Consider the following 13,163-nt stretch of genomic DNA (forward strand, 5'->3'; position numbering starts at 1 on the left):
ACAGTCTCTTCCCTCGTCATGTCAGCCGGAGAGCCCGGCCGTGAGCAGCTCCACGAAGCCGACCTCTTCCTTGGCCACGCCGAAGACCTCGGCACGCAGCAGCGTGCGCTCGGCCCAGGCCCGGTGGGGCTTCACTTCGTTCATCTTGTTCGTGTACGCGGAACGCATCACGCCTCCGCCGCCCCGCTCCGGCTGCACGATGTCCTGCGCGTCGCTGAACTCCTCGTGACTGACCACCGACAGTGCGTGCACGGGCAGCACATGCGAGGGGTGTATGCAGGTCTTGCCCTGCAGGCCGTTGGCCCGGTCCAGCTCGATCTCACGGAGCAGGCCGTCCAGGTCGTGCTCGATGAGCGTGGCGCGCAGTTCCTCCGCCCGTCCCTCCATGAAGGGGCTTCGGCGCAACTGAGGCTTGAACATGCGCTCCTGGAGCCGGAAGTACTCCCACACCGGACCGGTCACCGTGAAGCCGGTGCCGTCCGCGCGTCCCAGGACGTTCACGACGTCGGCGATGACCGCGGCGACGATCTTGACGTCGTACGCGGTCATATCGGGCGACCGGCGCAGCCCGTAGGCCGAGCAGAAGTCCGTGACGCCGAGTCGCAGCGCCAGGACCCGCTCGCGGTACTTGTCCACGGTGCGGGCGATCCCGGCGAGCGTCTCGGTGCGGGTTTCGAGGTGGAGGAGGCTGGGAGATTCCAGTACGGGCATGGCAAAGAGCCGCTGTCGGCTCGCTGATTCCGCGGAAGCGAGTGCCTCCAGGAACGGTACGCCCCGCTCTTCCGTGAACTTCGGTAGTACAAATCCGGTCAGTCTCCGGACCGAAGGGCCGAGCCGGTGCACCAGATCCGGAATCTGCCCGGGTTCGCGGACCCGAATGAAGAGCAGCGGCAGCTCCGCGTCACGCGCGTCGAGGTCGGCGAACTGCCGGACCAGGTTCTCCTCGGCCTCCGCGACTTCCGCGTCGTCGATGGAATCCTCCAGGCAGAGGACCATCGAGACGACTCCGCGGCCGATCTGCTTGAGCACGTCGTCGGCGAGCTTCGGACGGGTGGCGGGGCTGTAGAGCGTGGCGCCGAGCCCGGTGGCGAGCAAGCGGGCAGGGGAGGCTGCCGTGAATTCACACGGCTCCCGATGGAAGAGACTGTCCCTGACAGCAGGCGAAAGATGCCCGAAGTGACGCATTTGTTTCCCCCGTACTGCCTTGGCGGCCCAACTGGCGTGGCCGGTAATAGTACGTACGACTGTGTGTCAAGAGTTCCCCAAGTCCATGAATTCCAGGTAACCCGCTTGCACCATGCCCATGTCCTGGCCGGAGAACAAGGGGCCCCGCGTTGTCCGCACGGCCACCGGGAAGGCAGGATGACGGATATGACGCACGCGATGCTGAAGGGTTCGAACGTCCCTCTCGATGCCATGGCCGTACGGGCCGTGTTGCGCTGGACCCCGGGCGCCGGGGTCCCCGACGTGGACGCCTCGGCCCTGTTGCTCGGCCAGGACGGCCGTGTGCGCTCCGACGAGGACTTCGTCTTCTACAACCAGCCGCGCCATCCTTCGGGCCTGGTGCGGCGGCTGCCCAAGAAGCGCATCGCTGAGTGGCTGACCGACACCGTCGAGGCGGATCTCGCGGCCCTCGACCCGTCGGTCGACCAGGTGGTGCTCGCCGCCTCCTCGGACGGCGACACCTTCCAGCATGTACGGGATCTGCGAATACTGCTCTACGACGCCGCCCTGGCCGACAGCGACCCGCTTGCCGTCTTCGATGTGAAGCCGGAGACCGGCGAGGAGACCGCGATCATCTGCGGTGAGCTCTACCGGCGCGGGGACGGCTGGAAGTTCCGCGCGGTCGCGCAGGGCTATCCGACCGGGCTGGTCGGCCTGGCCACGGCGTTCGGTATCTCGGTGGACGAGGCGGAGGCGGCGGCCGAGCCGTCCGCCCAGCCCGAGCCGCAGCCGCCGGCCCAGCCATCCGTACAGCCGACGTCCGCGCCCCCGGCCCAGCCCGCTTACGGCTACCCACAGCCGGCCGCGGCGCAGCCCGCGTACGGCTACCCGCAGCCCGCCACGACCCAGCCCGCGTACGGCTACCCACAGCCCGCCGCCGCGGCCGCGCCCGCTCCTGACCCGAACTTCCGGCTGCCGCCGATGGGCCCGCAGTTCATCCGTTCCTGAGCCGCGGGCAGCTGCCTCAGACCCGGTTCTTGTAGCCCCGGCCCCACTGCAGGCCCCACCCGTACAGGCGGTCGAGCTCCGCCTGGAATCCGTACACGAACTTCACCTCACGGCGCACGATCAGCTCGCCCTTGACGTTCTCCATGGAGAACACCGCACAGGAACGGGCCTGTGGCGCGCGCTCGTCGAGCTCTATCTCGACCCGCGGGCCGTTGCTCGGGTAGAGCGTCACATGCGCGTGCGTACGGTCGAAGGCCGGCGTCTGGTCGTAGATGTAGGCGAAGAACAGCAGCCGCTTGATCGACTCGCGGTGGTCGAGATTGACGTAGAGCGTCTCACCCGAGGGAGACCCGAACCGGTCGTCGCCGCTGAGCTTCACATAGGGCGGCTCGTTGATGCTGCCGAAGAAGCTGCCCAGCGGCTGCACCACGCCCTTGCTGCCGTCCGTCAGTTCGTACAGACAGCCGAGGTCGAGGTCCACGTTGACCACGCCCTGAGTGTGCGCCTGGACCACATCGGGCTGGAAGAGCTTGAAAGGGTGGCGCAGCAGTCTGCCGCTCTGCTTGGACCTGCCCTCGATATCGGAAGTGCGCATCCGCCAGGAGAGGTTGACGCGCAGATTGCCGGTGGCCGCGCCCTGCTTGGTGAGCGAGACCGTCGGGTGCCGTTTGGTCAGCTCGATGGAATTCGTCGCGGCACTGCCCGAGTCGAACTGCGGTGACCGCCCCCGCCACAGGTTGCCCCAGAAGGTCATACCCCACCCCCACACGCATCGATGAACCCCGCGGGGCGGCGCCGAGGCCGGTGCCTCGGAGCCGCCCCGCTCAGAGCGTTCCTCAATCCTTGCCGGGTCACACCCCGGCGGGAGCGTCCTGTGGGTCGATTCCCTGGGCGGCGAGCGCCCTGTTGCGGCGCACCGAGGACCAGAACGACCAGGCGATCAGTACGACGCCGACCAGACCGGTGATGATCTCGTTGATCTGGTACTGGATGGTGACGAGCAGAATCACGGCGAGCGCGCCGATCGCGTAGTGCGCGCCGTGCTCCAGGTAGACGTAGTCGTCGAGGGTTCCCTGGCGGACCAGGTAGACCGTGAGCGAACGGACGTACATGGCGCCGATACCGAGGCCGAGCGCCATCAGCACGATGTCGTTGGTGATGGCGAAGGCGCCGATGACACCGTCGAACGAGAAGGACGCGTCCAGGACCTCGAGGTAGAGGAACATGAAGAACGCGGCCTTGCCCGCCATCACAACGGCCGAGACAGGCTTGCCGGCCTTCTTGGCCTCTTCCTCGGCCTCGTGCTCGCGCTCCTCTTCCTCCTCGAGCCTGTTCTCGAAGAAGCCGGAGAGCCCGCCGACGACCAGATACGTGATCAGACCGGCGATACCGGAGATCAGCACCGTCTGGGCCTTGTCCGCGTGCCCGGCGTGCTGGTGGGCGTTGACGGCGAAGGTCATCGAGGTGACCAACAGCACGATCAGGGCGATGCAGACCGACAGCATGTCGACCTTGCCGAGCTTGGCCAGCGGCCGCTCCAGCCAGGCCAGCCACTTGATGTCACGCTCCTCGAAGATGAAGTCGAGGAAGATCATCAGCAGGAACATACCGCCGAAGGCCGCGATCGACGGGTGCGCGTCGGTGACCAACTGCTCATAGCGTTCAGGCTGGTTGAATGCCAGGTCCACGGCCTCTACCGGGCCCAGCTTGGCGCTGATGGCGACGATGACGACAGGGAAGACCAGTCGCATACCGAACACGGCGATGAGCACGCCGACCGTGAGGAAGATCTTCTGCCAGAAGGCACTCATCTTCTTCAGGATTCCGGCGTTGACCACCGCATTGTCGAAGGACAGCGAGATCTCGAGGATGGACAGGATCAGGACGACCCCGAACGCGGTCCACCCGCCGTAGAGCACCGCTGCGACCAGACCGAGCGCGGTGACCGCGAACGACCAGCCGAAGGTTTTCAGAACCACTGGTACCCAATCGTGTAGTACGGGTCGCCCCCGCACCAAGTCCGGGTTTCCCCATTCCAGTGCGCGGCTTTACGAAACGTTGACCCCGAAGTCTAGAGCGATGCCTCGGAGGCCCGACGCGTACCCCTGCCCCACTGCACGGAACTTCCACTCGCCGCCGTAGCGGTAGAGCTCGCCGAAGATCATCGCGGTCTCGGTCGAGGCGTCCTCGCTCAGGTCGTAGCGGGCGAGCTCCTGGCCGTCCGCCTGATTGGCCACCCGGATGAAGGCGTTGCTGACCTGCCCGAACGTCTGGCCGCGGTTGTCGGCCTCATGGATGGAGACCGGGAAGACGATCTTGTCGACATGGTCCGGCACCTTGGAGAGGTCCACCAGCAGCGACTCGTCGTCGCCTTCGCCCTCGCCCGTGAGGTTGTCGCCGGTGTGCTCGACGGAGCCGTCGGGGCTCTTGAGGTTGTTGTAGAAGACAAACCACTCGTCGCCGAGTACCCGGCCGGACTGGCAGAGCAGTGCGCTGGCATCGAGGTCGAAGGGCGCTCCGGTGGTGGAGCGCGCGTCCCAGCCGAGCCCTACCAGCACCTGCGTGAGGTTCGGTGCGGCCTTGGAGAGGGAGACATTGCCTCCCTTGGCGAGCGTGACGCCCATGATCGTGGGTCCTCCCCTGGATGACGTATTGCGAGGTTCTGCGGGTATCGAGGTTCTGCGGGTATCGCGGTCCTGCGGGTTTCACGGTCCTGCGGGTTTCGCGGTCCTGCGGGTGTTCAGGCACGTCCGGCGCCGCACGGAGATGTGCGGCGCCGGACGCGGAGATGCTGCTGGCTCAGACGTTCACACCGAAGTCCTGCGCGATACCGCGCAGGCCGGAGGCGTACCCCTGGCCGATGGCACGGAACTTCCACTCCGCGCCGTTGCGGTAGAGCTCGCCGAAGACCATCGCGGTCTCGGTCGAGGCGTCCTCGCTCAGGTCGTAGCGGGCCAGTTCGTTGTTGTCGGCCTGGTTGACGACGCGGATGAACGCGTTGCGCACCTGGCCGAAGGACTGCTGGCGGCTCTCGGCCTCGTAGATCGAGACCGGGAACACGATCTTGTCGACGTCGGCGGGCACCGAGGCGAGGTTGACCTTGATCTGCTCGTCGTCTCCCTCGCCCTCACCCGTGAGGTTGTCACCGGTGTGCTCGACAGAGCCGTCGGGGCTCTTGAGGTTGTTGAAGAAGACGAAGTTGCCGTCGTTGGCGACCTTGCCCTCGGCGTTGGTCAGCAGGGCGCTGGCGTCGAGGTCGAAGTCGGTGCCGGTGGTGCTGCGTGCGTCCCAGCCCAGGCCCACGGTGACCGCGGTCAGGTTGGGCGCGGCCTTGGTCAGCGAGACGTTGCCGCCCTTGCTGAGGCTGACTCCCACGAGTCCCTCCATTGGTTTTCAGGGGCAGCGCCCCCGTAGTGCGTTGGTATCGGATCAACGAATGGATCCTAGTGACCGGTTCCCGCGCAAAACACCCTTTGGCGCGGGAGGTCGGCCGATGAATCAGAGGGTGTCCAGCGCCTTGATGTACTCGTTCAGATCGCGGGCGTCCGGCAGGCCGTTCACGACGGTCCAGCGGACCATGCCCTCCTTGTCGATGATGAAGGTTCCGCGCACGGCGCATCCCTTCTCCTCGTCGAAGACGCCGTACGCACGCGAGGTCTCGCCGTGCGGCCAGAAGTCCGAGAGCAGCGGGTACTCGAGGCCCTCCTGCTCGGCGAAGACGCGCAGTGTGTGGATCGAGTCGTTGGAGAGCGCGAGCAGCTGGGTGTCGTCGTTGACGAACGAGGGCAGTTCGTCACGGAGTGCGCAGAGCTCGCCCGTGCACACACCGGTGAAGGCGAAGGGATAGAAGAGGAGCACCACGTTCTTCTCGCCGCGGAAGTCGGCGAGCCGCACGGTCCGGCCGTGGTTGTCCTTCAGCTCGAAATCCGGGGCCTTGGTGCCGACCTCGATCGCCATGACGGTGCTTCCCTTCGCTGGGCCGAGCCGGGGTGGTCCGTTCGGGTGGTGTCCACCCTACGCAGAGACCCCCGCCGACATGTGTCGACGGGGGCCTTCGGGCGTTGGGCGCTCAGCGCTTGGACTTGGGTGCGCTCAGCCGGGTGCCCGACCAGTCCTTGCCCGCGTTGATGCTCTTGGTCTGGGAGAGACCGGAGGTCTGCGCGGCTTCGTTGATGTCGCTCGGCTCGATGTAACCGTCCCTGCCGGTCTTCGGCGTAAGCAACCAGATGTCGCCGCCCTCGTCGAGCAGGCCGATGGCGTCCACCAGCGCGTCCGTAAGGTCGCCGTCGTCGTCACGGAACCAGAGCACGACGACGTCTGCGACGTCCTCGTAGTCCTCATCGACGAGTTCCTGGCCGATTACAGCCTCGATGCCCTCACGGAGTTCCTGCTCGACGTCATCGTCGTAGCCGATCTCCTGGACCACCTGTCCGGGCTCGAACCCCAGCCTGACGGCCGGGTTGGTCCGCTCCTCCGCGTGGTCCGCGGTCGCGCTCACGGCTTGCCTCCTGATCATGTTTGGAAAATGCTGCAGCCCCGCGCGTGCGCGTGGCGTTGGCCGTAGTCCACACGGGCGGGACCGATCGCGCAAGTACCCGGCCGTGCAGACCGCCGAAACGGTGACGTTTGGGGCCGTCTCGACGCAACTCCAGGCACGCTCGGGCCCCTCTCATTGTGCTTGCCTCACCATTCGACCATCTTTACGGCTTTTCCTCGCTTCGGTGCGCCCATCGGAGCCGAACAGCCGAACCAAACGCATTGACGGCTTGGGCGTAAGGTTGCGATTTGCCCGAACCCGGAACCGCGGTTCGGGCCGGATGCCTCCGAGAACACGGGTTACCCCTCGGTAGAGATGACGTTTGCCCCGCCGCGGTACACGATGGAGCGGTGCGACAACGCGCAGACCTCCCGTACGTCCCGTAGAGGCAGTGCCCCCCGAACAGCGAAGGAATAGCGTGGCTTCCGGATCCGATCGCAATCCGATCATCATTGGCGGCCTTCCCAGTCAGGTCCCGGACTTCGATCCTGAAGAGACCCAGGAGTGGCTGGACTCCCTCGACGCCGCCGTCGACGAGCGGGGCCGGGAGCGCGCCCGCTACCTGATGCTCCGCCTGATCGAGCGTGCCCGCGAGAGGCGCGTGGCCGTACCCGAGATGCGCAGCACGGACTACGTCAACACCATCGCCACCAAGGACGAGCCGTTCTTCCCCGGCAACGAGGAGATCGAGCGCAAGATCCTCAACGCGACCCGCTGGAACGCCGCGGTGATGGTCTCCCGCGCGCAGCGCCCGGGCATCGGCGTCGGCGGGCACATCGCCACCTTCGCCTCCTCCGCGTCCCTCTACGACGTCGGCTTCAACCACTTCTTCCGCGGCAAGGACGAGGGCGACGGCGGCGACCAGATCTTCTTCCAGGGCCACGCGTCGCCCGGCATCTACGCCCGCGCGTTCCTGCTGGACCGGCTCAACGAGACCCAGCTCGACGCATTCCGCCAGGAGAAGTCCAAGTTCCCGAACGGCCTGTCCAGCTACCCGCACCCGCGGCTGATGCCGGACTTCTGGGAGTTCCCGACCGTCTCGATGGGCCTCGGCCCGCTCGGCGCGATCTACCAGGCGCGGATGAACCGCTACATGGAGGCGCGCGGCATCGCGGACACCTCCAAGTCACACGTGTGGGCGTTCCTCGGCGACGGCGAGATGGACGAGCCCGAGTCGCTCGGCCAGCTCTCCATCGCCGCCCGTGAGGGCCTGGACAACCTGACCTTCGTCGTCAACTGCAACCTGCAGCGCCTCGACGGCCCGGTACGCGGCAACGGCAAGATCATCCAGGAGCTGGAGTCCCAGTTCCGCGGCGCCGGCTGGAACGTCATCAAGCTGGTCTGGGACCGCTCCTGGGACCCGCTGCTCGCGCAGGACCGCGACGGCATCCTGGTGAACAAGCTGAACACCACGCCGGACGGCCAGTTCCAGACGTACGCCACCGAGACCGGCGCGTACATCCGTGAGCACTTCTTCGGCAGCGACCAGCGGCTGCGCAAGATGGTCGAGGGCATGACCGACGAGCGGATCCTGCACCTGGGACGCGGTGGTCACGACCACAAGAAGGTCTACGCGGCGTACACGGCGGCCAAGGAGCACAAGGGCCAGCCGACGGTGATCCTCGCGCAGACGATCAAGGGTTGGACGCTGGGTCCGAACTTCGAGGGCCGCAACGCGACCCACCAGATGAAGAAGCTGACGGTCGACGACCTCAAGCGCTTCCGCGACCGGCTGCACCTCCCGATCACGGACAAGCAGCTGGAGAGCGGCGCGCCGCCGTACTACCACCCGGGCCGGAACTCCGAAGAGATCCAGTACATGCACGACCATCGCAAGGCGTGCGGCGGCTATGTGCCGACCCGTGTGGTGCGCGCCAAGCCGCTGGCCCTGCCGGAGGACAAGACCTACGCCGCCGCCAAGAAGGGCTCGGGACAGCAGTCGATCGCCACGACCATGGCCTTCGTCCGCATTCTGAAGGACCTGATGCGGGACAAGGAGATCGGCAGGCGTTTCGTGCTGATCGCCCCCGACGAGTACCGCACCTTCGGCATGGACGCGTTCTTCCCGAGCGCCAAGATCTACAACCCGCTGGGCCAGCAGTACGAAGCGGTGGACCGCGAGTTGCTGCTCGCCTACAAGGAGTCGCCGACCGGCCAGATGCTGCACGACGGCATCTCCGAGGCCGGCTGCACGGCATCGCTGATCGCCGCCGGTTCGGCGTACGCCACGCACGGCGAGCCGCTGATCCCGGTCTATGTCTTCTACTCGATGTTCGGTTTCCAGCGGACCGGCGACCAGTTCTGGCAGATGGCCGACCAGCTCGCACGCGGCTTTGTGCTGGGTGCGACCGCGGGACGTACGACTCTGACCGGTGAGGGTCTGCAGCACGCGGACGGCCACTCCCAGCTGCTCGCCTCGACCAACCCGGGCTGTGTCGCGTACGACCCGGCCTTCGGCTACGAGATCGCGCACATCGTCAAGGACGGCCTGCGCCGGATGTACGGCCCGGACAGCGAGGACGTCTTCTACTACCTCACCGTCTACAACGAGCCGATCCAGCACCCGGCGGAGCCCGCCGATGTCGACGTCGACGGCATCCTCAAGGGCATCCACCGCTTCAAGGCGGGCGAGGCCGGTGCGATCCCCGCGCAGATCATGGCGTCCGGTGTGGCCGTGCCGTGGGCGGTCGAGGCTCAGCGGATCCTCGCCGAGGAGTGGAACGTCAAGGCCGACGTCTGGTCGGCGACGTCCTGGAACGAGCTGCGCCGTGAGGCCGTCGACGCGGAGCGGCACAATCTGCTCCACCCGGAGGAGGAGCAGCGCGTCCCGTACGTCACGCAGAAGCTGCAGGGCTCCGAGGGCCCGTTCGTGGCGGTCTCGGACTGGATGCGCTCGGTCCCTGACCAGATCTCGCGCTGGGTGCCCGGCACGTACCAGTCGCTGGGCGCGGACGGCTTCGGCTTCGCGGACACGCGTGGTGCGGCCCGTCGGTTCTTCCACATCGACGCGCAGTCGATCGTGCTCGCGGTGCTCACCGAGCTCGCGCGGGACGGCAAGGTCGACCGCTCGGTGCTGAAGCAGGCCGTGGACCGTTACCAGCTGCTGGATGTGGCGGCGGCGGACCCGGGCGCGGCCGGCGGCGACGCGTAAGCACATGGCTGGGTGAAGGGCGGCGGGACCCTTGGGGCTCCGCCGCCCTTCACATCGGGGGTCCGGGGGCCGTCCCCCGGAACAGCACAGCCCTACGATGCCTGGCATGAAGCAGCGAACAGCGCAGGTCCGCTGGGAAGAGCGCATGCAGACCCCCCTGCTGGCGCTGGCCCTGGCGTTCGCCATCGCCTATGCCATACCGATCGTGACGCCCGACGCGAAGAGCTGGGTGCACACGGTCTGCATGGTCACCGAGTGGGTGGTGTGGGGCTCCTTCGCCGTCGACTACCTCGTGCGGCTGACACTGGCGCCCGGCAAGATTCTGTTCGTACGCAGCCATCCGCTGGATCTGATCGCGGTGCTGCTGCCGCTGGTGCAGCCACTGCGGCTGCTGCGGGTCGTCTCCACCCTGCTGCTGGTGGGCCGGCGGGCCAGGATGGCGCCGCAGATCACGCTGACGACGTATGTCGGTGGCGCGGTGGTGGGGCTGATGATGTTCGGCTCGCTGGCCGTGCTCCATGTGGAGCGGGACGCGCCGAACGGGAACATCAAGACGCTGGGCGACGCGGTGTGGTGGTCGTTTACGACGATGACGACGGTCGGGTACGGCGATCACGCGCCGACGACCGGTCTGGGGCGGGTGCTCGCGGTCGGACTGATGCTCGCGGGGATCGCCCTGCTCGGTGTCGTCACCGCCAATATCGCGGCGTGGTTCATCTCCCGCTTCGAGCGGGACGACGCGGAGGAGCGCCGGCAGACGGCGCTGCTCGAAGCGCTGACCGCGGAGGTCAGGCAGCTGCGGGCGGAGATCGGGCGGCTTTCGGGCGCGAGGGAGCCCGTTCCCGACGTGCTGTCGGGCGCGGCAGAGCCCCTTCCCGGCGCGCTGCCCAGTCCGGACGTGCTGTCGGGCGCGGCAGAGCCCGTTCCCGGCGTGCTGCCGGTGCAGGAGGGCGTTGCTGCCGCGCCCGACAAGTCGGCGATCTGAGCGGTCACTTCGGCGGTCCGGTTTCCCCGGCTGCCCGGGTGCAGGTCGTCCCGAGGCCGGGGCCGCCGGCTGCCCTGGGGCAGCCGTCAGAACATGCCGTTGCCCATGGCTGACGCTCCTGCCAGCCAGACGATCGCCAGCACGGTGTCAATGGCGCCGAGCACGACGCCGACCAGTGCCGGAACCGGCTGTGCGCCGTTCCAGCGGCGTCCCATGCCGAGCCAGCCGCAGACGATCGCGATCGGGCCGAGGATGATCCCCAGCACGAAGAATCCCGCGATCGCGCAGATCAGCCCGCTGATTCCGAGTACCGCGCGGTCCGGCCCGCTCCGCGACCACGTCCGGCCGCGTGAGCGAGGGTGCTTGCGCGTGGTGTGTCCGAAGCCCGCCATCATCACTCCCTGAGGTTGTCGAATCGGGGCCCGGACTGCGGGTACCCCGGTTCAGCGCTCCCAGACCTTGAAGGCCCTGATCCGATACGGGGATTGGGGCAACCAGGTGCCGCCACCCGGGTAGGTCTCGAACTCGCCCGTCTCCTCGCACTCGGCCGACTGGTACGTGGTGACGGGCCGCCCGGTCCGGTTGGCCAGCGCCTCTGCCGTGGTGCCGGGCGGCAGCGGGACACAGCTCTCGATATCGGTGCCCGAGAGCTCATGGTCCTGGCGTACGCCCTTGAAGTTCCCCTTCTCCCAGAGGCAGAGCTGGCCCGCCGCGCACTCTCCGAGGCGTGGCGGCGCGGCGGCGACAGTGGCCGCTGCCGTCTGCGGCGCCAGTACTGCTGCGGCCAGGAATCCGGCCGTGACGATCTTGCGCATATCGGTCAACCCCCGTGTCGTACGGATCACTTGACCGCACCCTGACCTGCGCTCGGCCCGTGGGGGAAGAGGGGCCGGAGCAGATCACCCGGATAGGCGACAGCCCCGCCGGGCGGGCCCGGCGGGGCTGTCGTACGCACGCGGTTGACGCGCGCTCGCCTCAGATGTGGGCCGCGCCCGCACCCGCCTCGGCGTTCGCGCCGCGCTTGGTCAGCAGCGCGACGAAGACCGCGACGACCGCCACACCCGCGGCGACCAGGCAGGCCAGGCCCATGCCGGAGATAAAGGTGTCGTGCGCGACGCCGACGATCTTCTCGGCGATGGCGGGCGGGGTCCCGGGCGCCACCGGCGGCACACCCACCTGAACGGCTTCCGATGCCTGGTCCAACTGGGCCGGGGTGAGCGGTGGGAGCTTGGCGTCGGCCCAGTTGCCGGCCAGGTCGTTGTCGACCTTGGAGGCCATGACCGCGCCGAGCACGGCCGTACCGAGGCTGCCGCCGATCTGCATGGCGGCCTGCTGCAGACCGCCCGCGACACCGGAGAGCTCCATCGGGGCGTTGCCGACGATGACTTCGGTCGCGCCGACCATGACCGGCGCGAGACCGAGGCCGAGCAGGGCGAACCAGACCGACATCGGAAGGCTGCCGGTGTCGGTCGACAGGGTCGACATACCGAACATGGCGACCGCCGTGAGCACCATGCCGCCGGCCAGCGGGATACGCAGGCCCGACGTGGTGATCAGAGCGCCCGCCAGCGGCGAGCCGACGATCATCATGCCGGTGAGCGGCAGCAGGTGCAGACCGCTGTCGACCGGGCTCATGCCGTGCACGTTCTGCAGATAGAAGGTGACGAAGAACAGACCGCCCATGAAGGCGATGGCCATCAGCACCATCAGGACCGTGCCCGCGGCGAGCGGCACGGAGCGGAACAGCTTCAGCGGGACGAGCGGCTCCCCGACCTTCGTCTCCCAGAAGGCGAAGAGCGCGAACGCGACGACGGAGGCGCCGATGAAGCCCCAGGTCTCCCCGGAGCCCCAGCCCCATGCCGGAGCCTTGATGAGCGCCCAGACCAGGCAGAACATCGCCGCGGAGAGCAGCAGGATGCCGAGGATGTCGAAGGACTTCGGCGCGTGCTCAGCACGGTGGTCCCTGAGGATCAGCGCGCCGAGTACGAGCGCCAGGACGCCGACCGGGACGTTGATGAAGAAGACCGACTGCCAGCTGACGTGCTGGACGAGCAGGCCGCCGAGGATCGGGCCGCCAGCGGTGGAGGCGCCGATGACCATGCCCCAGTCGCCCAACTGATCGCCGAGCGCGAGGGACTTGACGTGGACACGGACCCGAGGCCGCGGGTCGTGGTCGCCGCGTTCAGCGGGGTGATGCGGGTGACCGGCCGGCTCTGGGGTCAGGGCGAGGACGCCAGCACGGAGGCGATCCGGGGGCTCACGGAGGCGTATCTGGACCACCTCGGGCCCGCGCTCGCCGCGAACTGGCGTAAGTAGCG

Annotated in this window: 12 protein-coding genes and 2 pseudogenes; 4 read left to right on the forward strand and 10 right to left on the reverse strand. The window is 67.7% G+C overall.

Going from position 1 to position 13,163, the window contains the following annotated elements; genetic code table 11:
• Nucleotides 1–21: 21 nt before the first annotated feature.
• Nucleotides 22–1,185, reverse strand: coding sequence for an HpcH/HpaI aldolase/citrate lyase family protein (locus ACFWDI_RS10340; RefSeq protein ID WP_385302729.1), 1,164 nt, complete (start codon nt 1,183–1,185; stop codon nt 22–24).
• 177 nt (nt 1,186–1,362) lie between these two features.
• Here ACFWDI_RS10340 and ACFWDI_RS10345 point away from each other — a divergent pair, with 177 nt between their 5' ends.
• Nucleotides 1,363–2,172 (forward strand): TerD family protein, encoded by an 810-nt coding sequence (locus tag ACFWDI_RS10345; RefSeq protein ID WP_385302731.1) that lies wholly within the window; start codon nt 1,363–1,365, stop codon nt 2,170–2,172.
• A 16-nt stretch (nt 2,173–2,188) separates the two neighbouring features.
• Here ACFWDI_RS10345 and ACFWDI_RS10350 read toward each other — a convergent pair whose 3' ends face one another.
• The 6 genes from ACFWDI_RS10350 to ACFWDI_RS10375 all read right to left on the reverse strand — a co-directional run bounded on the left by ACFWDI_RS10350 (nt 2,189) and on the right by ACFWDI_RS10375 (nt 6,670).
• Nucleotides 2,189–2,926 (reverse strand): Tellurium resistance, encoded by a 738-nt coding sequence (locus ACFWDI_RS10350; protein ID WP_385302732.1) that lies wholly within the window; start codon nt 2,924–2,926, stop codon nt 2,189–2,191.
• Nucleotides 2,927–3,023: 97 nt separating this feature from the next.
• Entirely contained in the window at nt 3,024–4,151 is a 1,128-nt protein-coding gene (locus ACFWDI_RS10355) for a DUF475 domain-containing protein (RefSeq protein WP_385302733.1), read from the reverse strand.
• A gap of 69 nt (nt 4,152–4,220) precedes the next feature.
• Nucleotides 4,221–4,796, reverse strand: a complete 576-nt coding sequence (locus ACFWDI_RS10360; RefSeq protein WP_327323352.1) for a TerD family protein — start codon at nt 4,794–4,796, stop codon at nt 4,221–4,223.
• Nucleotides 4,797–4,971: 175 nt separating this feature from the next.
• Nucleotides 4,972–5,547 (reverse strand): TerD family protein, encoded by a 576-nt coding sequence (locus ACFWDI_RS10365; protein ID WP_142216883.1) that lies wholly within the window; start codon nt 5,545–5,547, stop codon nt 4,972–4,974.
• Nucleotides 5,548–5,670: 123 nt separating this feature from the next.
• Nucleotides 5,671–6,129 (reverse strand): peroxiredoxin, encoded by a 459-nt coding sequence (locus tag ACFWDI_RS10370; RefSeq protein ID WP_385302734.1) that lies wholly within the window; start codon nt 6,127–6,129, stop codon nt 5,671–5,673.
• A gap of 112 nt (nt 6,130–6,241) precedes the next feature.
• Entirely contained in the window at nt 6,242–6,670 is a 429-nt protein-coding gene (locus ACFWDI_RS10375) for a DUF3052 domain-containing protein (RefSeq protein WP_326649708.1), read from the reverse strand.
• Between the two features lie 457 nt (nt 6,671–7,127).
• Between ACFWDI_RS10375 and aceE the strand changes: the two genes are divergently transcribed.
• Nucleotides 7,128–9,860: a pyruvate dehydrogenase (acetyl-transferring), homodimeric type gene (aceE, locus tag ACFWDI_RS10380; RefSeq protein WP_385302735.1), complete on the forward strand. Its 2,733-nt coding sequence runs from the start codon at nt 7,128–7,130 to the stop codon at nt 9,858–9,860.
• A 106-nt stretch (nt 9,861–9,966) separates the two neighbouring features.
• A complete protein-coding gene (locus ACFWDI_RS10385) occupies nt 9,967–10,845 on the forward strand; it encodes a potassium channel family protein (RefSeq protein ID WP_385302736.1) in 879 nt (292 codons plus the stop codon).
• A gap of 86 nt (nt 10,846–10,931) precedes the next feature.
• On the opposite strand, the gene ACFWDI_RS10390 is transcribed toward ACFWDI_RS10385, so the two are convergent.
• The 3 genes and pseudogenes from ACFWDI_RS10390 to ACFWDI_RS10400 form a co-directional block, all read right to left on the reverse strand.
• Nucleotides 10,932–11,240, reverse strand: a complete 309-nt coding sequence (locus ACFWDI_RS10390; RefSeq protein WP_385302738.1) for a small hydrophobic protein — start codon at nt 11,238–11,240, stop codon at nt 10,932–10,934.
• A 48-nt stretch (nt 11,241–11,288) separates the two neighbouring features.
• On the reverse strand, nt 11,289–11,660 hold the full coding sequence (locus ACFWDI_RS10395) for a peptidase inhibitor family I36 protein (protein WP_385302894.1): 372 nt from the start codon (nt 11,658–11,660) through the stop codon (nt 11,289–11,291).
• A gap of 160 nt (nt 11,661–11,820) precedes the next feature.
• Nucleotides 11,821–12,960: pseudogene (locus ACFWDI_RS10400) on the reverse strand (MFS transporter); the annotation flags it as partial.
• On the opposite strand from ACFWDI_RS10400, the pseudogene ACFWDI_RS10405 reads away from it, so the two are divergent.
• Nucleotides 12,952–13,161 (forward strand): annotated as a pseudogene (locus ACFWDI_RS10405) (TetR family transcriptional regulator); the annotation flags it as partial. The pseudogenes ACFWDI_RS10400 and ACFWDI_RS10405 overlap by 9 nt on opposite strands.
• Between the last annotated feature and the right edge of the window lie 2 nt (nt 13,162–13,163).

Source organism: Streptomyces sp. NPDC060064, from assembly GCF_042736455.1.
In the GTDB taxonomy this organism is placed as follows: domain Bacteria; phylum Actinomycetota; class Actinomycetes; order Streptomycetales; family Streptomycetaceae; genus Streptomyces.

Excerpts from the sequence above, each read along its gene's own strand:
- ACFWDI_RS10385 (WP_385302736.1), top strand. The coding sequence starts at position 9,967 with ATGAAGCAGCGAACAGCGCAGGTCCGCTGGGAAGAGCGCATGCAGACC.
- ACFWDI_RS10360 (WP_327323352.1), bottom strand. The coding sequence starts at position 4,796 with ATGGGCGTCACGCTCGCCAAGGGAGGCAATGTCTCCCTCTCCAAGGCC.
- ACFWDI_RS10370 (WP_385302734.1), bottom strand. The coding sequence starts at position 6,129 with ATGGCGATCGAGGTCGGCACCAAGGCCCCGGATTTCGAGCTGAAGGAC.
- ACFWDI_RS10340 (WP_385302729.1), bottom strand. The coding sequence starts at position 1,185 with ATGCGTCACTTCGGGCATCTTTCGCCTGCTGTCAGGGACAGTCTCTTC.
- ACFWDI_RS10350 (WP_385302732.1), bottom strand. The coding sequence starts at position 2,926 with ATGACCTTCTGGGGCAACCTGTGGCGGGGGCGGTCACCGCAGTTCGAC.
- ACFWDI_RS10345 (WP_385302731.1), top strand. The coding sequence starts at position 1,363 with ATGACGGATATGACGCACGCGATGCTGAAGGGTTCGAACGTCCCTCTC.
- ACFWDI_RS10390 (WP_385302738.1), bottom strand. The coding sequence starts at position 11,240 with ATGATGGCGGGCTTCGGACACACCACGCGCAAGCACCCTCGCTCACGC.
- ACFWDI_RS10395 (WP_385302894.1), bottom strand. The coding sequence starts at position 11,660 with ATGCGCAAGATCGTCACGGCCGGATTCCTGGCCGCAGCAGTACTGGCG.